This window comes from Streptomyces sp. NPDC025833, from assembly GCF_055558055.1.
In genome coordinates, this window is sequence record NZ_JBVHNF010000016.1 from 14,261 (window position 1) to 31,680 (window position 17,420).

At 73.8% G+C, this 17,420-nt stretch carries 16 protein-coding genes; 11 read left to right on the forward strand and 5 right to left on the reverse strand.

Translation table 11 applies throughout. The features are described from left to right. The first annotated feature begins 133 nt into the window (after positions 1-133). From ACZ4K2_RS27070 to ACZ4K2_RS27080, 3 genes are read left to right on the forward strand one after another with little or no spacing between them, the layout of a single operon-like run. Positions 134-1,480 carry a sensor histidine kinase gene (locus ACZ4K2_RS27070; protein WP_467468165.1) on the forward strand — a complete coding sequence of 449 codons (1,347 nt, stop codon included), beginning with the start codon at positions 134-136 and terminating at the stop codon, positions 1,478-1,480. Next, positions 1,477-2,145, forward strand: a complete 669-nt coding sequence (locus tag ACZ4K2_RS27075) for a response regulator transcription factor (protein ID WP_467468163.1) — start codon at positions 1,477-1,479, stop codon at positions 2,143-2,145. The genes ACZ4K2_RS27070 and ACZ4K2_RS27075 overlap by 4 nt, the downstream gene beginning before the upstream one ends. A 47-nt stretch (positions 2,146-2,192) precedes the next feature. Continuing rightward, the gene (locus ACZ4K2_RS27080; RefSeq protein WP_467468161.1) at positions 2,193-3,413 is read left to right on the forward strand and encodes a cytochrome P450; all 1,221 of its coding nucleotides are present in this window, start codon (positions 2,193-2,195) and stop codon (positions 3,411-3,413) included. Positions 3,414-3,422: 9 nt separating this feature from the next. On the opposite strand, the gene ACZ4K2_RS27085 is transcribed toward ACZ4K2_RS27080, so the two are convergent. Further along, positions 3,423-4,256 carry a diacylglycerol kinase family protein gene (locus ACZ4K2_RS27085; RefSeq protein WP_467468159.1) on the reverse strand — a complete coding sequence of 278 codons (834 nt, stop codon included), beginning with the start codon at positions 4,254-4,256 and terminating at the stop codon, positions 3,423-3,425. A gap of 197 nt (positions 4,257-4,453) precedes the next feature. On the opposite strand from ACZ4K2_RS27085, the gene ACZ4K2_RS27090 reads away from it, so the two are divergent. Then, entirely contained in the window at positions 4,454-5,737 is a 1,284-nt protein-coding gene (locus ACZ4K2_RS27090; protein ID WP_143629805.1) for an adenylosuccinate synthase, read from the forward strand. Positions 5,738-5,866: 129 nt separating this feature from the next. Further along, positions 5,867-6,094 (forward strand): hypothetical protein, encoded by a 228-nt coding sequence (locus tag ACZ4K2_RS27095; RefSeq protein ID WP_467468156.1) that lies wholly within the window; start codon positions 5,867-5,869, stop codon positions 6,092-6,094. A gap of 13 nt (positions 6,095-6,107) precedes the next feature. Here the strand turns inward: ACZ4K2_RS27095 and ACZ4K2_RS27100 are convergent, their stop codons facing one another. The 3 genes from ACZ4K2_RS27100 to ACZ4K2_RS27110 form a co-directional block, all read right to left on the reverse strand. Further along, complete coding sequence (locus ACZ4K2_RS27100; protein WP_467468154.1) at positions 6,108-6,758, reverse strand: hypothetical protein; 651 nt, start codon at positions 6,756-6,758, stop codon at positions 6,108-6,110. A 114-nt stretch (positions 6,759-6,872) separates the two neighbouring features. Continuing rightward, positions 6,873-7,568, reverse strand: coding sequence for a GntR family transcriptional regulator (locus ACZ4K2_RS27105; RefSeq protein ID WP_467468152.1), 696 nt, complete (start codon positions 7,566-7,568; stop codon positions 6,873-6,875). A gap of 159 nt (positions 7,569-7,727) precedes the next feature. Further along, positions 7,728-9,083: an aminotransferase class III-fold pyridoxal phosphate-dependent enzyme gene (locus tag ACZ4K2_RS27110; protein WP_467468150.1), complete on the reverse strand. Its 1,356-nt coding sequence runs from the start codon at positions 9,081-9,083 to the stop codon at positions 7,728-7,730. A gap of 309 nt (positions 9,084-9,392) precedes the next feature. Here ACZ4K2_RS27110 and ACZ4K2_RS27115 point away from each other — a divergent pair, with 309 nt between their 5' ends. Together ACZ4K2_RS27115 and ACZ4K2_RS27120 are read left to right on the forward strand one after the other, a co-directional pair. Further along, a complete protein-coding gene (locus ACZ4K2_RS27115; RefSeq protein WP_467468148.1) occupies positions 9,393-11,597 on the forward strand; it encodes a serine/threonine-protein kinase in 2,205 nt (734 codons plus the stop codon). 143 nt (positions 11,598-11,740) lie between these two features. Next, entirely contained in the window at positions 11,741-13,270 is a 1,530-nt protein-coding gene (locus ACZ4K2_RS27120; RefSeq protein ID WP_467468146.1) for a substrate-binding domain-containing protein, read from the forward strand. 23 nt (positions 13,271-13,293) lie between these two features. On the opposite strand, the gene ACZ4K2_RS27125 is transcribed toward ACZ4K2_RS27120, so the two are convergent. Then, positions 13,294-14,043 carry an SLATT domain-containing protein gene (locus tag ACZ4K2_RS27125; RefSeq protein ID WP_467468144.1) on the reverse strand — a complete coding sequence of 250 codons (750 nt, stop codon included), beginning with the start codon at positions 14,041-14,043 and terminating at the stop codon, positions 13,294-13,296. Positions 14,044-14,301: 258 nt separating this feature from the next. Between ACZ4K2_RS27125 and ACZ4K2_RS27130 the strand changes: the two genes are divergently transcribed. The 4 genes from ACZ4K2_RS27130 to ACZ4K2_RS27145 all read left to right on the forward strand — a co-directional run bounded on the left by ACZ4K2_RS27130 (position 14,302) and on the right by ACZ4K2_RS27145 (position 17,414). Next, entirely contained in the window at positions 14,302-14,646 is a 345-nt protein-coding gene (locus tag ACZ4K2_RS27130) for a YbaB/EbfC family nucleoid-associated protein (protein WP_467468142.1), read from the forward strand. Between the two features lie 73 nt (positions 14,647-14,719). Next, positions 14,720-15,319, forward strand: coding sequence for a recombination mediator RecR (gene recR / locus ACZ4K2_RS27135; RefSeq protein ID WP_467468140.1), 600 nt, complete (start codon positions 14,720-14,722; stop codon positions 15,317-15,319). Further along, positions 15,312-15,974: a DUF5063 domain-containing protein gene (locus ACZ4K2_RS27140; protein WP_467468138.1), complete on the forward strand. Its 663-nt coding sequence runs from the start codon at positions 15,312-15,314 to the stop codon at positions 15,972-15,974. Before recR ends, ACZ4K2_RS27140 begins: the two co-directional genes overlap by 8 nt. A 168-nt stretch (positions 15,975-16,142) precedes the next feature. Further along, complete coding sequence (locus tag ACZ4K2_RS27145; RefSeq protein WP_467468136.1) at positions 16,143-17,414, forward strand: aspartate kinase; 1,272 nt, start codon at positions 16,143-16,145, stop codon at positions 17,412-17,414. The last annotated feature ends 6 nt before the right edge of the window (positions 17,415-17,420 follow it).

The window sequence follows — 17,420 nt, forward strand, 5'->3', positions numbered from 1 at the left end:
GTACCCAGGCGGCGGTCCTCGCCTACGAGTCGGGGCTGGTGCGGCCGTCCGGCCCGTAGTACTTGAGGGGGACGCCCGAGGACCCTTCTGCGTGGGGACGACCGCGGCCCGCGCCCGGCCTACCGTTGCCCCCGTGACCGAGACGACGCACACGCAGACGACGCCGGCGGCCGGGGCCGGGCGACCGCGCAGCCCCGAGCTGCGGCTCACCGCGGAAGCCCTGCGCGGCCTGCGGCAGGACCTGTTCCACGACGCCTTCGCCTACCGGCCGCTGCCCCGCGCGGCCGGCGGCCGGTTCGCCCGCCGCCCCGGCCGCGCCGGGGTGTACGCGGCCTGGGCCCCGCACGCCCTCGTGGGCGGCCTCGGACTGCTGGCTATGGCGGCCGCCGTGGCGAGCACGGGCTACGCCGGTCCGCCGGCCCTGCTGTGCGGGCTGCTGGCGCTGGGGCCGGTGCTGCTGACCCTGGTGCGGCCGGCGGGCGCGTTCTGGGCCTCGCTCGCCGCGACCACGGTCGTCGCCCTGATGGGCGGGGCCACCGGCTTCGACTGGCCGTGGGCGCCCGGCAGCTTCGTCTCCCACCTGGTGGTCCTCACGGTCGTCGCGCTGCGCACCCGGCCGCGGACGGCGGCCTGGACGTGGCTGCTCACCGCGGTGTACGGCCTCCTCGCCGAGACGGTCCTCGGCCACGACCGCTTCGGCACCGACGTGGGCCCGATGCTGGTCGTCTCGGCGCTGGTCCTGCTGGCCGTCACGGCGTGGCACATCCGCCGGGACGCCCGGCGGGAGGTCACCGCGCAGCAGACGGTGACCGCGGTGGAGCGCTCGCGGCGCACGCTGCTGGAGGAGCGCACGACGATCGCCCGCGAGCTGCACGACGTGGTCGCCCACCACATGTCGGTGGTCGCCATCCAGGCGGAGGCCGCGCCCTACCGGGTGCAGGACCCGCCCCCGGAGCTGGAGAAGGCGTTCGCCACCATCCGGGAGAACGCGGTGGCGGCCCTGGCCGAGCTGCGCCGGGTCCTCGGCGTCGTCCGCGCCGAGGACTACGCGGCGCCGGACGCCCCGCAGCCGACCCTCGCCGACCTGGACGACCTGCTCGCCAACGTGCGGGAGGCCGGGCCGGCCGTGCGGAAGACGGTGACGGGCGCGGTGCGGGAACTGCCGCAGGGCGTGGAGCTGTCGGCGTACCGGATCGTGCAGGAGGCGCTCAGCAACACCCTGCGGCACGCCCCCGGCGCGGACGCCGGGGTGGAGGTCGCCTACGTCCTCGGCGGTCTGGGCCTGCGGGTGGTCAACGGCCCGCCGCCCGCGCCGGGACCGCTCGGCACCTCACCGGGCGCCGGGCACGGCATCACGGGCATGCGGGAGCGCGTCTCCATGCTGCACGGCGAGATGACGGCCGGCCCGACGGCCGACGGCGGGTACGAGGTGTCGGTGTTCCTGCCGGTGCCGGCCGCCGCGAGCGAGGACGGGGCATGACGATCCGCGTGCTGATCGCGGACGACCAGATGATGGTCCGCGAGGGATTCTCGGTCCTGCTGAACGCGATGCCGGGCATCGAGGTCGTCGGCGAGGCCGTCAACGGCCGCGAGGCGGTGGACCGGGTCCGTGCACTCTCCCCGGACGTCGTCCTGATGGACATCCGGATGCCGGAGCTGAACGGCATCGAGGCGACCCGGGAGATCGTCGCCGCGGACACGGCGGCGAAGGTGCTGGTGCTGACCACGTTCGACCTGGACGAGTACGTGTACCAGGCGCTGCGGGCGGGCGCCTCCGGCTTCCTGCTGAAGGACGCCTCGGCCCGCCGGCTGGCCGACGGCGTGCGGGTGGTGGCGTCCGGCGAGGCCCTCCTCGCCCCCTCGGTCACGAAACGGCTGATCGCGGAGTTCTCCCGGCTGGCCGCGGCGCCCCGCCCGCTGCCCGCGGCGGTGCGGGCGGCGTACGGCGAACTGACGGAGCGCGAGACGGAGGTGCTGGTCCTGATCGCCCAGGGCCTGTCCAACGCCGAGATCGCCGGGAGCCTGGTGGTGGCCGAGTCGACGATCAAGACCCATGTGAGCCGCATCCTGGTCAAGCTGGGCCTCAGGGACCGGACCCAGGCGGCGGTGTTCGCGTACGAGGCGCGGCTGGTCACCCCCGGGTGACGGGGGCACCCTGGCCGCAGGCGGCGGTGAGGCGCTAGCGTCCCCGCATGGCAGGCCCCACCGACCTCGCTTTCGACCCCTGGGACCCCGCGTTCCTGGCCGACCCGTACCCGGCCTACGCCGAACTGCGGGCACGCGGCCGGGTCCTGCGGTACGAGCCGACGGACCAGTGGCTGGTCCCGCACCACGCGGACGTCTCGGCGCTGCTGCGCGACCGGCGGCTCGGCCGGACGTACCGGCACCGGTTCTCCCACGAGGACTTCGGCCGCACCGCGCCCCCGCCCGAGCAGGAGCCGTTCCACACCCTCAACGACCACGGCATGCTCGACCTGGAGCCGCCGGACCACACCCGGATCAGGCGCCTGGTGTCGAAGGCGTTCACCCCGCGCACCGTGGAGCGGCTGCGGCCGTACGTGCACGGGCTGGCGCGGGAGCTGGTGGCCGGGCTCGTCCGCAACGGCGGCGGCGACCTGCTGACGGACGTGGCCGAACCCCTGCCGGTAGCCGTGATCGCCGAGATGCTGGGCATCCCGCACGCCGACCGGGGGCTGCTGCGCCCGTGGTCGGCGGCCATCTGCGGGATGTACGAGCTGAACCCGTCCGAACAGACGGCGGCGCGGGCGGTCCGCGCCTCGGAGGAGTTCTCGGCGTACCTGCGGGAGCTGATCGCGGCCCGCCGCGCCGAGCCGGGGGAGGACCTGATCTCGGGGCTGATCGCCGCCCACGACGAGGGCGACCGGCTCACCGGGCAGGAACTGGTCTCCACGGTGGTGCTGCTGCTCAACGCCGGTCACGAGGCGACGGTCAACGCTACGGTGAACGGCTGGTGGGCCCTGTTCCGCAATCCCGGCCGGCTGGCCGCCCTGCGCGCCGACCACGCGCTCGTCCCGACCGCGGTCGAGGAGCTGCTGCGCTACGACACCCCGCTCCAGCTCTTCGAGCGCTGGGTCCTGGACGACATCCGGATCGACGGCACGGTGATCCCCCGGGGCTCGGAGGTCGCCCTGCTCTTCGGCTCCGCCAACCACGACCCGGCGGTCTTCCGCGATCCCGGCCGGCTGGACCTCGCCCGCGCGGACAACCCGCACATCTCCTTCGGCGCGGGCATCCACTACTGCGTCGGCGCCCCGCTGGCCCGGATGGAACTGGCCGCGTCCATGACGGCCCTCCTGCGGCAGGCCCCGGCCCTCACCCTGGCGGCCGAGCCGGTGCGCAGACCGAACTTCGTCATCCGGGGAGCGCGGGGGCTGGCCGTCGAGGCGGGCTGAGCCGGCCGGTCAGCGGACGGCGGGCAGGACGAGGCCCCAGGCCCCCTCCGCCACCCGCCAGGTCCGTCTGCGCACCGGTCCCGCCACCGCGGTGTCCGCCCGGTAGCGGAAGTCGGCTCCGGTGACCGTCACCGTGCGGCCGGCGGCCAGCAGGGGCGTCGCCTCCGCGCCCACCGACAGCGGCCGCACCTGAACCGTCGCCGCCCCGTCCGCGCCCGGCGCCACCGACACGGCCTCCACCGGCTGGTCCAGGTCGACCACCGTCTCGCCGTCCACCTCCACCCGCAGCCGGGCCGCGCCGGCGGGGGGCGCGGCGGCGGGCCGGACGGCCAGGGTGCGGACCAGGGAGCGGTACCAGGGCCGGCCGGCCGCGGAGAGCGGCACGGCCCGGCCGGCGGCCGCCCGCACGGGCTCCGGCGGGATGCCCAGCGCGCCCAGCACCACGCCGTCGCTGTCGTCGACCAGGAGGTCCAGCCGCCGTTCGGCGCCATCCAGGACCGCCCGGGCCGCCGCCACCGCGTCGCCGGGCACCCCGAGCGACTCGGCGAGCGCTGTGTCGCCCACCGGCACCACCGACAGCGCACATCCGGCCAGCTCCCGCCGCTGGTGCAGCAGCGTGACGGCACGGACCAGGGCCTGCCCGCCACCGACCACGACCGGCCGCCGCGCGCCCCGGCGGCCCAGCGCGCGGGCGAACTCCTCCGGTGAGTCGGGGAGGCAGAGCTTGGCCGCCGCACCCGCGCTGAGCACGTCTTTCGCGATGCGCACGGCCTCTCCGTCCGCCTGCCGTGCCGCCCGATCGATGATCACCAGCAGCTGATCGGACCTCGCGGAAGTCGCCACCTCGGTCCTGCCTCGCTTCCTCGGGTAGCATCTTTGTGCAAGAGCCCCTTGCGCTATTGCGCCAGGGGCTTCGTCTATTCCGGGGCATCCGGTCCGACGGTTGTGCGACCGACGACGGTCGCGGTGGTACGCGGCGGTGAACCTTACGCCCGCGCCCCCGACCTTGGACATGCCCCGCCCGGAAGGGGTGTACGCGCGTGCCCGCACTTGTGCTGCTCGGTGCTCAGTGGGGTGACGAAGGCAAGGGAAAGGCGACGGACCTGCTTGGCGGCTCCGTCGACTATGTGGTGCGTTACCAGGGCGGTAACAACGCCGGCCACACGGTGGTCGTCGGGGATCAGAAGTACGCCCTGCACCTCCTCCCTTCCGGAATCCTGTCCCCCGGCTGTACGCCGGTCATCGGTAACGGCGTCGTCGTCGACCCGTCGGTCCTGCTCTCCGAGCTGAGCGGTCTGAACGAGCGTGGCGTCGACACGTCCAAGCTCCTGATCAGCGGTAATGCGCACGTCATCACGCCGTACAACGTGACGGTCGACAAGGTGACGGAACGCTTCCTCGGGAAGCGCAAGATCGGCACGACCGGCCGCGGCATCGGCCCGACCTACGCGGACAAGATCAACCGCGTCGGCATCCGGGTCCAGGACCTCTACGACGAGTCGATCCTGACCCAGAAGGTCGAGGCGGCCCTCGACGCCAAGAACCAGATCCTCACCAAGCTCTACAACCGCCGCGCGATCGCCGCGGGCCAGGTGGTGGAGGAGCTGCTGGGCTACGCCGAGCAGATCAAGCCGTACGTCGCCGACACCGTCCTGGTCCTCAACCAGGCGCTGGAGGACGACAAGGTCGTGCTGTTCGAGGGCGGCCAGGGCACGCTGCTGGACATCGACCACGGCACGTACCCCTTCGTGACCTCGTCGAACCCGACGGCGGGCGGTGCGTGCACCGGTGCCGGCGTGGGCCCGACGAAGATCAGCCGGGTCATCGGCATCCTCAAGGCGTACACGACCCGCGTCGGCGCCGGCCCGTTCCCGACCGAGCTGTTCGACGAGGACGGCGAGGCGCTGCGCCGCATCGGCGGCGAGCGGGGCGTGACCACCGGCCGGGACCGCCGCTGCGGCTGGTTCGACGCGGTGATCGCCCGCTACGCCACCCGGGTCAACGGCCTGACGGACTTCTTCCTCACCAAGCTGGACGTGCTGACCGGCTGGGAGCAGATCCCGGTCTGCGTGGCGTACGAGATCGACGGCAAGCGGGTCGAGGAGCTGCCCTACTCGCAGAGCGACTTCCACCACGCCAAGCCGGTCTACGAGACCCTGCCGGGCTGGTCCGAGGACATCACCAAGGCCAAGTCCTTCTCCGACCTGCCCAAGAACGCCCAGAACTACGTGAAGGCGCTGGAGGAGATGTCCGGCGCCCCGATCTCCGCGATCGGCGTGGGCCCGGGCCGGGACGAGACGATCGAGATCAACTCGTTCCTGTAGGCACCGCACGCCTTCGGGCACCGCACGGGACCGCCCGCCGGCCCGCCCCCACCCGGGGCGCGGCCGGCGGGCGGTCCCGTCGTCGCAGCGGGCGGGCCCGGTGGCCGGTGACCGGTGGACAATGGGCGTATGAGCGTCCACCGGAGCACGCTGTGCCGGGGGCCCTACGGCGGTGAGGGGGACCGGGCGGGCGGCACGGACTGCGCCGACCCCGCCGTCTTCGAGATCGCCCGCCACGGCAGGCCACCCCTGCTGGTGTGCCCGGTGCACCTCGGCCCGGCCCTGCTGATGGCGGCCGGGGTGCTCTGGCCCCCGGTGATCCACCTCATCGCCCGCGCACCCGGCCCGCGGCCGTAGCCGTAGCCGCGGCTCAGCTGAACACGATCATCGAGCCCTGCGCCAGGGAGCGGGTCGCCGCCGCGTGCAGGCCCAGCCAGACGTGGCGTTCCCGGGCGAAGGGGCTGGGGTCGTAGGGGGCCGGGACGGCCGGCTCCTCCAGCTCGGTGGGGGCGGCCGGCGGGGCCGGTGCCGCCGGCGGGTTGGCCGGGTCGATGCCGATGGCCGGCGCCACCTGCTGGAGTTCCCGCAGCAGCGTCTGCGCGGAGCCCAACGGGCCGCCGCCCGCGAGGAGTTCGTCGTTCGACAGCGGGTGCGGGAAGTCCACGGGGACGTAGGCGCCCGCGTGGTCGTAGTGCCAGACCAGGTGGGACCGCTGGGCGGTCGACTCGAACATCTCCAGCAACTGCTCGTAGTCGCCGCCCAGTTCGTCCACCGGGGTCACCGGCAGCCCGCAGACCTGGAGCAGGTACGCCCGGCGCAGGAAGTGCAGGGCGTCGTAGTCGAAGCCGGCGACCGGGGCGACGTCACCGGACAGGCCCGGCATGTACTGGTACACCGGCACCGGCGGCAGGCCGGACTCGGCCAGCGCCTTGTCGTACTGCGCGAGTTCCTCGGCGAAGGGGTTGTCCGGGGTGTGGCACAACACGTCCACGAGCGGTACCAGCCACAGGTCACAGGCCAAAAGAGGGCTCCTCGCATCGTCAGGCGTGCGGTCACGCGCGGCAGCGGGTCGGTCAGGGCAGCGTAATCGGTACGGCCGCGGGGCGGCTCCCCCCGTACGGGCCGTACCGGTCCTCTACCCGCCCGCCAGGTGTTCCAGCAGGGTCAGCGAGTGCGCGTTGGAGTCGGCGACGACGGCGCGCGCGGCCCCGGCCTCGCGCCGGGCCAGCGCGTCGACCAGGTCGGTGTGCCCGGCCCAGAGCCGGCCGCGCAGGTCGGGCAGGCGCAGCAGGTACTGCACCGCGCAGACCCACGACTGCACGCGCAGCCGGTGCAGGAAGTCGCCGAGGTAGGGGTTGCCGAACAGGGCGCTCAGCTCGCGCCAGAACCGCAGGTCGTAGCCGATGAGCACGGTGAGGTCGCCGGCGGCCGCGGCCCGCTGGGCCTCCTCGCCGCGGCGGCGCACGGTGGCCAGGACGGCGGCCGTGCGCGGGTCCTCCGGCGGGGTCCGGAAGGCGGGGTGGCCGTCGGCGAGGGCCTGGAACATGCCGTCGGTGACCAGGCTGCGGGCCTCGATCATGTCCTGGTAGTCGGTGACCGAGTACTCGGGGACGCGGAAGCCGCGGTGCTGGTCGGCCTCCAGGATGCCCTGCGCGGACAGGTCGACCAGCGCCTCGCGGACGGGGGTGGCGGAGACGCCGTACTGGTCGGCGATCTCCTTGACGGTGAACGCCCGGCCCGGGCGCAGCCGTCCCGCCAGCACCTCGTCACGGAGCGCGTCCGCGATCTGCTGGCGCAGCGTGCTGCGCGTCACGGTGCCGTTGCCGGGCATGCTCGTGCCTCTCCTCACGCGTCCGGGTGACGTACTCGTACGTACGGACTCGCGTCCCCCGCGGGTCCCTCTGCTCACGAGCACGTCACCTTACGCGTTCGGACGGCTGCGGCGGCAGCCGTCCGTCCGGTCACGGGCCGCCCGGCCGTCCGCGGGAGGTCACACGGTGTACTCGTCCGCCACGGTCAGCGCGGCGTCGAGCGCGGCCAGGCCCTCCTTCAGCTCGGCCTCGGTCACGTTGCAGGGCGGGACGACGTGCGTGCGGTTCATGTTCACGAAGGGCCACACGCCGTGCTTCTTCGCGGCGGCCGCGAACGCGGCCATCGGGGCGTTCGCCTCGCCGGTCGCGTTGTACGGCACCAGCGGCTCCCGGGTCTCCCGGTCGCGCACCAGGTCCAGCGCCCAGAACATGCCGACACCGCGGACCTCGCCGACGCTCGGGTGCCGCTCGGCCAGCTCGGCGAGGCCGGGGCCGACGACGCTCCCGCCGAGCCGCCGGGCGTTCTCCACGACGCCCTCCTCCGCCATCACGTTGATCGTGGCGACGGCGGCGGCGCAGGCCAGCGGGTGGCCGGAGTAGGTGAGCCCGCCGGGGTAGGGCCGGCGGCCGAAGGTCTCGGCGATCTTCGCGGAGATGGCGACGCCGCCGAGCGGGACGTAGCCCGAGTTCACGCCCTTGGCGAAGGTCATGAGGTCGGGGGTGACGCCGAACAGGTCGGCCGCGAACCACTCGCCGGTCCGGCCGAACCCGGCCATGACCTCGTCCAGGACGAAGACGATGCCGTACTTGTCGCACAGTTCGCGCACCCCGGCCAGGTAGCCGGGCGGCGGGAGCATGATGCCGGCGGTGCCGGGGACGGTCTCCAGGATGATCGCGGCGATAGTGGCCGGGCCCTCGAAGACGATCGTCGTCTCCAGGTGCTCCAGCGCCCGGGCGCACTCCTGCTCCTCGGTCTCGGCGTGGAAGCGGGACCGGTAGAGGAACGGCGCCCAGAAGCGGACCACACCGGCGCTGCCGCCGTCGGAGGCCCAGCGGCGGGGGTCGCCGGTGAGGTTGATCGCCTGCTGGGTGCCGCCGTGGTACGAGCGGTAGGCCGAGAGCACCTTCGGGCGGCCCGTGTGCAGCCGGGCCATGCGCACCGCGTGCTCGACGGCGTCCGCGCCGCCGTTGGTGAAGAAGATCTTGTCCAGGTCGCCGGGGGTCCGCTCCGCGATCAGCCGGGCGGCCTCCGAGCGGGCCTCGACCGCGAACGCGGGCGCGAAGGTCGTCATCGTCGCGGCCTGCTCCTGGATCGCCGCGACGACCCGGGGGTGCTGGTAGCCGATGTTCGTGTAGACGAGCCCGCTGGTGAAGTCCAGGTACCGCGTGCCGTCGTAGTCCCAGAAGTACGACCCCTCGGCGCCGGCGACGGCGAGCGGGTCGATGAGGTCCTGCGCGGACCAGGAGTGGAACACGTGCGCGCGGTCCGCGGCCTTCACTGCGGCGCCGGCTTCGGGGCTGGGCTGAGGGGTCATGCCCGTGAGGGTAAATGTCCGCGATGCGGAAGCGACATCGGCGTCTTGTTCCGTGGACGGGGGCAAATCACGACAGGTTGTCGACGGGCACGGCGGCGGGGCTCGGGACGGGGCGGCCCGGGAGGGGTGCGGTGGCGGCCCGCGAAGGGCGCGGTGGCGGCCCGCCCTCCCGCACGGAACCGGGCGCGCCGGACGCGGACGGCCGCGGCGCGGCCGTCGCGCGCCCGTGGCCGGCGGGCCGTACCGCGGTCGTACGGGCGCACTATTCTCGGTCGTCGCGGCGGAACTACGGGGGAAGGCGGCGCTCGGATGGAGAAGCTGGGTCCGGGGGACCCGCGGCGGATCGGGGGCTACCGGCTGCTGGCGCGGCTCGGGGCGGGCGGCATGGGGCACGTGTACCTGGCCCGGTCGGACCGGGGGCGGACCGTCGCCGTGAAGCTCGTCCGCGGGGAACTGGCCGAGCAGGAGGAGTTCCGGGCCCGCTTCCGGCAGGAGGTGGGGGCCGCGCGGCGGGTCGGCGGCCACTGGACCGCGCCCGTGCTGGACGCGGACACCGAGGCGGCCGTGCCGTGGGTGGCGACCGGGTACGTGGCCGGGCCGAGCCTCCAGCAGGTCGTCGGGCACGATCACGGGGCGCTGCCCGAGCGGTCCGTGCGGATCCTCGCGGCGGGGCTCGCCCAGGCGCTCCAGGACATCCACGCGGCCGGGATCGTGCACCGGGACCTCAAGCCGTCGAACGTGCTGGTGACCATCGACGGGCCGCGGGTGATCGACTTCGGGATCGCGCGGGCGCGGGAGACGGCGACGTCCGGCGGCGAGGGGCTCACCCGGACCGGGTCGCTGGTCGGGTCACCCGGGTTCATGGCGCCCGAGCAGGTGCGGGGAGACCGGATCACGCCGGCGTGCGACGTGTTCTGCCTCGGGTCCGTGCTCGTCTACGCGGCGACCGGGACGCTGCCGTTCGGGCCCGCCGACAGCGGGGCACACGCGCTGATGTTCCGGATCGCCCAGGAGGAGCCCGATCTGACGGGCGTGCCGGAGGGCATCGCCGACCTGGTGCGGGACTGCCTGCGCAAGGACCCGGCGGCCCGGCCCCCGCTGGACGCGATCCTGGACCGGACCGGGGTGGAGGACACCGTGACCGGGGGCCGGTCCCGGGACCCCTGGCTGCCCGGTGCGCTGGTCGCCCAACTGGGGCGGCACGCCGTGCGGTTGCTGGAGGTGGAGGACCCGGAGCGGGGGACGGCCACCGGCACGGCGGTCCTGCCGGACGCGGGCCCGGACGCCGGACCTTCCCCGGGTTCGCCGGCGGATCCCCCTGCGGAACCCCTGCCGGGGGCCGCTGGGGGCACCGGTGCGGCCCCGGGCGCGGGAGTGCCCGCTGGTGGCTTGGGTGGTGCCGGTGGGTTCGGTGGTGCTGAGGGTGCCGGTGGGTTCGGCGGTGCTGAAGGTGCCGGTGGTGCCAGTGGGTTCGGTGGTGCCAATGGCGCCGGTGTCTTCGGTGGTGTGGGTGCCGATGGTGCCAATGGTGCTGAGGGGGCCGGTGACTTCAGTGGTGCTGGGGGTGCCAATGGCGCCGGTGGGCTCGGTGGCTTCGGTGGCGCGACGGGGGCCCATGGCGCTGAGGGTGCCGGTGGTTTCGGCGCGGGCGGGGGTGTCCCGGCCTCCGGCGGGGGACCGGCCGGTGCCCCCCGCACCCCGCCGCCCGCCGTGCCGCCGCCCGCCGGGTTCGGTGCCGGTCCCGGGGCGGCCCACGGGGCGCCGTACCCCCACCCGTGGCCCCCGCTCCCGCTCGGGAACGGGTACCCGCGGCAGCCCGGCGCCGGCGCCGGGGCCTGGGGCGCGGGGCCGCAGCCGTACCACCCCCACGCCTCCGGCGGATCCGGGGCCGCCCCGCCGTACGGCCCGGCGCCCTTCCCGGAGCCCGCGGAACCGGAGCGGCGCGGCGGCCGGTCCACCGCGCTGCTCGTCGTGATCGCGCTGGTCGTGGCGCTGGGCGCGGGCGGCTCCGTGTACGCGCTGATGAAGAACGGCGACGGCACCGGCCGCGAGGGCGGCGGCACGGCCGGACCGGCGCCCGCCACCGTCACGGACCCGCCGTCCCGCTCCGCCGAGCCCACGCCGGCCGGCCGGGCGTCCCCGTCCGCCTCCGGCCCCGGGGCGGTCCCGGACGGCTACCTGGGCACCTGGCGGACGGCCATCGGCGGCGCGGGCGGCACCGGCAGCCGCGAACTGACCATCCGTCGGGGCGAGGTGGGGGACACCGTGCTGACCCTGGTCGCGGACGGGCCGACCGAGGACGGCGGGTCGTACCACTGCGTCTTCGAGGCGGAGCTGACCGGCCGGCCCGCCGGCGACGGGCCGCTGGAGATCGGGCCGTCCACCGTGACCACCGCGGAACCCGCCTCCTCCTGCACCCCGGGCGAGGCCACCGAGCTCACCCTGCTGCCGGACGGGCGGCTGAAGCGGGCGAAGGCGGGCGGCGGGGAGAGCCTGACGTACCGCAAGGACTGACCCCGGCGGCGGCCGGCCCCCCCTTCGCGGCCCGGTGGTTGAACGGCGGGCGAACGTTCGTGGACGGGTGCCGCCCGGGCCCGTCCGCGCCCGTACCGTGACTCCACCATCATCCGGCTCCGGGCAGTGGCGGGGGCACCCACATGGAGTGGCTGAGCGCGGAGAACGTCGTCGCCGTCGGGACCGCGGTGCTGGGCATCGCCGCGTCCGCGGGCATGGTCTGGTACGAGCGCCGGGTGCCGCGGCGCAAGCGGATCGGCTACCGGGTGCAGATGGACAACCCGATAGGCGACGACGCGCGCTCGGGCCGTGTCAACCGGCGCCTCGGCCTGTTCCTGGAGGCGCCCGGCATGGAGGACGCCACGCTCGTCCTGCTGCGCGTCGAGAACGACGGTTCGCAGGGCATCGACCGGGACGACTACACCGGCCCCGAACGGCACGGCCTCACCGCGGTGTTCGCCGACCGGACCATCCGCGGCGTCTCGGTCACCCAGCCGACCGGCACCGGCCACCTGATGGACCACTTCACCGCCGAACGGGGTTTCGGCTACGAGGGCAACACCCTGCGCATCCCGCGCGTCCCGCTCAACCGGGGCGACCACTACAAGCTGCTGGTGCTGCTGTCCGGCGGCGACGTGGACCGCGGCATCCGGCTGATCGGCGGGATCCGGGAGGGCGAGGTCCACCCCAACCGCAGCGCCACCCCGGACGACAAGCCGCCCCTGTTCAGCCGCGCGTCCCGGACCATCTCCATCATGCTCACGGTGTGCGTCATGACGCTCGCCGGCATCGTCGTGGCCCGCGACGACACCCCGCCGCCGGTCGGCTGCGAGCGGGGCCGGCTGCGGGTGATCGGGTCGACGGCCTTCGCGCCCGTGCTGCGCGAGGTCGCGCGCGAGTACGGGCAGGACTGCGCGGGAGCCGCCGTCGACGTCGACGTGCACGGGTCCACCGCGGGGATACGGGAGCTGGCGGCGGCGGGGGCGGCCGCGCGCGGCAAGGGGGCCCCGGCGGTGGTCGCGTTCTCGGACGGGCCCAAACCCGGCGACCGGCCCGAACTGCGCGAGACCCGGGTCGCGCTGTCGGTGTTCGCGCTCGTCGTCAACGACGGCGTGGGGGCGCGGAACCTGTCCACGGCCGAGGTGCGCCGGCTGTACCGGGGGGAGACCACCCACTGGCCGGGTCGGGGCGGGCGTCCGCTGCCGGTCCGCCTGGTCAGCCGGGACGCCAACTCCGGCACCCGGCAGGTCTTCCAGCGGCGGGTGCTGGGGGAGGGCGAGCCGGCGAACTCGTCCGCGGACTGCGTGTCCAGGGACTACCCGTCGGCGCCGGTGACCCGCTGCGAACTGGACTCCACCGACCAGGTGCTGGCCGAGGTGGCCCGGCTGCCCGGCGCCGTCGGCTACAGCGAGCTGAACCTCGCCCTGCGGGCCGCGGGGGTCCGGGTACCGGCCCTGGACGGCGACGCGCCCTCCGTGGACGCGATCGAGCACGGCCGCAGCGCGTACCCGTACCGGGAGATCGAGTACGCGTACACCTACGGCAGCCCGCCCGCCGACTCCCTCGCCTCCAGCTTCCTGACGTACCTCTCCCGCGGGAACGGCCAGAGCATCATCCGCACCCACGGCCACGTGCCCTGCTGGACACCGGAGGGCATGAAGCTGTGCGCCTAGGCAGCGGCCCGGTCCCGGGGCGGCTAGCGCGGCTCCGGAGGCCGCTGCCTGGGCATGTTCGGCCGGCTGCCGTTCGCCGGCGGCAGCGGGAACCGGCCCCCGGCGCCCGCGGTCTCCTGCCGCGGCACCGGGGCCACCGCCGTCTGGATGCCCAGCGGCGCCGAGCCCGTGCGGAACTCCACCATCCAGTCCGTCGTCTCCGTGCGCACCAGCTCGGTGACGTCCTCCGAGAAGCGCCGCAGCACCGCCAGGCACCGCTCGGCCGCCTCGCTCGCCGTCCCGTCCGCGGGCCCCAGCACCTCCCGCACGCTCTCCGACGCCCAGTCGAACTGCAACGCCTGCAACCGCCGCTGCACCGCCTGGGCGGTGGCGACGTCCCGCATCCAGCCGGACGTGATCCCGAAGAAGCGGTCGGTGGCGACGCACGCGACCGCGAGCAGCAGTGCCGGGCAGCCCCAGGGCGCCACACCGCCGGCCGCCCCGGCGACGTCGAGCAGGGGCAGCGCCGCACCGGCGGCGGCCCCGGCCGCCGCCCCGGCCCGCAGCACGCGCGCGCCGCGCCGCTTCCACACCCGGTCCCGCAGGTACCAGGCGGCCGTCTCCAGGGCCCGGCGCTCCACCCAGCGGTACAGCTCCTCCAGCCGCTCCGCGGGCTCGCCCCAGTCGCCGAGCGGGAAGGCCCGCCCGGTCAGATCGCCCGGCCGCAGCCCGGCCGCCCCCTCGCCCCGCCCGTCCTGAGGCGGACCCTCGGGCTGCATCTCCGGCTGACCCACCCGGCACTCCCTAATCACGACCGGTCACGTCGCGTGACATTCCATGCCGACGCGCGGCCACCTTCCTACCGCCCAATGGGTGGCGGAGAGAGAGCTTTCCCCGCTTTTCCGCTCGTACGGGCGCCTTGATCAGGTATAGGCCAGCCGCTGTTCTCACCCGAAAGAGTGGTGGGGCAGTGGCCGCGTGGACCACGTAGGCTCGTTGACGACGGAGAAACGTCGTCGGACGACGACACGGCAGACGGCGAGGAGCTGATCGTGATCCCCGGTGGTGGCCAGCCCAACATGCAGCAGTTGCTCCAGCAGGCGCAGAAGATGCAGCAGGACCTGCAGCGGGCGCAGGAGGAACTGGCGAACACGGAGGTCGACGGGCAGGCCGGCGGCGGTCTGGTGCGGGCCACCGTCACCGGCTCGGGCGAGCTGCGCGGGCTGCGGATCGACCCGAAGGCGGTGGACCCGGAGGACACCGAGACCCTCGCCGACCTGATCGTGGCGGCCGTGCAGGCGGCCAACGAGAACGCCCAGGCGCTCCAGCAGCAGAAGCTCGGCCCGCTGGCCCAGGGCCTGGGCGGCGGCAGCGGCATCCCGGGCCTGCCGTTCTGACACCTCCGCCTTCCGGGCGGAGCCGGGAGCCGACTACCGTACGTACCGAAAGGTCTCCAGGAAGGGCAGTCCGTTGTACGAAGGCGTGGTCCAGGACCTCATCGACGAGCTGGGGCGGCTGCCCGGCGTCGGTCCCAAGAGCGCGCAGCGGATCGCCTTCCACGTCCTGCAGGCCGAGCCGACGGACGTGAAGCGGCTCGCGCAGGCGCTCATGGAGGTCAAGGCCAAGGTCCGCTTCTGCGCGACCTGCGGCAACGTCGCGCAGGAGGAGCTGTGCGGCATCTGCCGCGACCCGCGCCGCGACCCGGCCGTCATCTGCGTGGTGGAGGAGCCGAAGGACGTCGTCGCGGTCGAGCGCACCCGCGAGTTCCGGGGCCGCTACCACGTGCTCGGCGGCGCGATCAGCCCCATCGAGGGAGTGGGACCCGACGACCTGCGTATACGGGAACTTCTCGCACGGTTGGCCGACGGGACGGTCACGGAGCTGATCCTGGCCACGGACCCGAATCTGGAAGGCGAGGCGACGGCGACGTACCTCGCCCGCATGATCAAGCCCATGGGCCTGAAGGTCACCCGCCTGGCCAGCGGCCTCCCGGTGGGTGGCGACCTGGAGTACGCGGACGAGGTGACCCTCGGCCGCGCCTTCGAGGGGAGACGACTGCTAGATGTCTGACGCCACGCTGCACGCCACGACGCAGGACCCGGACGACTTCGTGGTCCAGATCGCGGACCAGGTCGAGAGTTTCCTGGTGGCCGTGACGGAGGTGTCGAGGGGCGACGAACCCGAGTCCGCGGTGCCCTTCCTGCTGCTGGAGGTCTCCCAGCTCCTGCTGGCGGGCGGCCGGCTGGGCGCCCACGAGGACATCGTCCCGGACGAGCGCTACGAGCCCGACCCGGGCCCGGAGCCGGACGTGGACGAGCTGCGGGAGAACTTCGCCCGGCTGCTGGACCCCGTCGACGTCTACTCCGAGGTCTTCGACCCGTACGAGCCCCGTAAGGCCCCGGTGCCGGCCCGGATCTCCGACGACCTCGCCGACGTCATCGCCGACCTGCGGCACGGCATGGTCCACTACCGCGCGGGCCGCACCACCGAGGCGCTGTGGTGGTGGCAGTTCTCCTACTTCTCCAACTGGGGGCCGACCGCGTCCGCGGTGCTGCGCGCCCTGCAGTCCGTGCTCATCCACGTCCGGCTGAACCAGCCGCTGGAGGAGCTGGACGGCCTGGACACCGACCAGCCGGAGCTGGGCGACGAGACGCTGGAGTTCGAGGCGGGCCGGGTGATGGCCCAGGAGATCGGCATGCCGCTGGGCATCCGGCGGGGCGAGTAGCGGCGGGTCCCGCGAGGTGTGAGCCGGGGCACTTTGCCGAGTGGTCCGGCGGAGGCTGGGCAGGTGCCGGACGCGGGCGTCCGACGTCTCACCATGCGGGAGCAGGGTGGCGGCATTCGGACGCTCGATAGACTGAGCCGACACAAACGAACCGAGCGAGGAGCGCACGTGGGCCTTGTCGTGCAGAAGTACGGAGGCTCCTCCGTAGCCGATGCCGAAGGCATCAAGCGCGTCGCCAAGCGGATCGTGGAAGCGAAGAAGAACGGCAACCAGGTTGTCGTCGTCGTTTCCGCGATGGGCGACACGACGGATGAGCTGATCGATCTCGCCGAGCAGGTCTCTCCGATGCCTGCCGGGCGGGAGTTCGACATGCTCCTGACGGCCGGAGAGCGGATCTCCATGGCGCTGCTGGCCATGGCGATCAAAAACCTGGGCCACGAGGCCCAGTCCTTCACGGGCAGCCAGGCAGGCGTCATCACCGACTCGGTCCACAACAAGGCCCGGATCATCGACGTCACGCCGGGCCGGATCCGCGAGTCCCTGGACAGGGGCAACATCGCGATCGTCGCCGGTTTCCAGGGCGTCAGCCAGGACAAGAAGGACATCACCACGCTCGGGCGCGGTGGCTCCGACACGACGGCCGTGGCGCTCGCCGCCGCGCTCGACGCCGAGGTCTGCGAGATCTACACGGACGTCGACGGCGTGTTCACCGCCGACCCGCGGGTGGTGAAGAAGGCCCGGAAGATCGACTGGATCTCCTTCGAGGACATGCTGGAGCTCGCGGCCTCCGGCTCCAAGGTGCTCCTCCACCGCTGTGTGGAGTACGCCCGCCGCTACAACATCCCGATCCACGTCCGGTCGTCCTTCAGCGGACTCCAGGGCACGTGGGTCAGCAGTGAGCCGATTGGGGACATGAAGGTGGAGCAGGCCATCATCTCCGGTGTCGCGCACGACACCTCCGAGGCCAAGGTCACGGTCGTCGGTGTGCCGGACAAGCCGGGTGAGGCCGCCGCCATCTTCCGGGCCATCGCCGACGCCGAGATCAACATCGACATGGTCGTGCAGAACGTGTCCGCGGCCTCCACCGGCCTGACGGACATCTCCTTCACGCTGCCGAAGACCGAGGGCCGCAAGGCCATCGACGCGCTGGAGAAGAACAGGTCGGGCATCGGCTTCGACTCGCTGCGCTACGACGACCAGATCGGCAAGATCTCCCTCGTCGGCGCCGGCATGAAGACCAACCCGGGCGTCACCGCCGCCTTCTTCGAGGCGCTGAGCAACGCGGGCGTGAACATCGAGCTGATCTCCACCTCGGAGATCCGCATCTCGGTCGTCACCCGCGCCGACGACGTGCCGGAGGCCGTCCGCGCCGTGCACACGGCGTTCGGGCTCGACTCCGACTCCGACGAGGCGGTCGTCTACGGAGGCACCGGCCGATGAGCCGGG

Excerpts from the sequence above, each read along its gene's own strand:
- ACZ4K2_RS27075 (WP_467468163.1), top strand. The coding sequence starts at position 1,477 with ATGACGATCCGCGTGCTGATCGCGGACGACCAGATGATGGTCCGCGAG.
- ACZ4K2_RS27080 (WP_467468161.1), top strand. The coding sequence starts at position 2,193 with ATGGCAGGCCCCACCGACCTCGCTTTCGACCCCTGGGACCCCGCGTTC.
- ACZ4K2_RS27095 (WP_467468156.1), top strand. The coding sequence starts at position 5,867 with ATGAGCGTCCACCGGAGCACGCTGTGCCGGGGGCCCTACGGCGGTGAG.
- ACZ4K2_RS27105 (WP_467468152.1), bottom strand. The coding sequence starts at position 7,568 with ATGCCCGGCAACGGCACCGTGACGCGCAGCACGCTGCGCCAGCAGATC.
- ACZ4K2_RS27110 (WP_467468150.1), bottom strand. The coding sequence starts at position 9,083 with ATGACCCCTCAGCCCAGCCCCGAAGCCGGCGCCGCAGTGAAGGCCGCG.
- ACZ4K2_RS27115 (WP_467468148.1), top strand. The coding sequence starts at position 9,393 with ATGGAGAAGCTGGGTCCGGGGGACCCGCGGCGGATCGGGGGCTACCGG.
- ACZ4K2_RS27120 (WP_467468146.1), top strand. The coding sequence starts at position 11,741 with ATGGAGTGGCTGAGCGCGGAGAACGTCGTCGCCGTCGGGACCGCGGTG.
- ACZ4K2_RS27140 (WP_467468138.1), top strand. The coding sequence starts at position 15,312 with ATGTCTGACGCCACGCTGCACGCCACGACGCAGGACCCGGACGACTTC.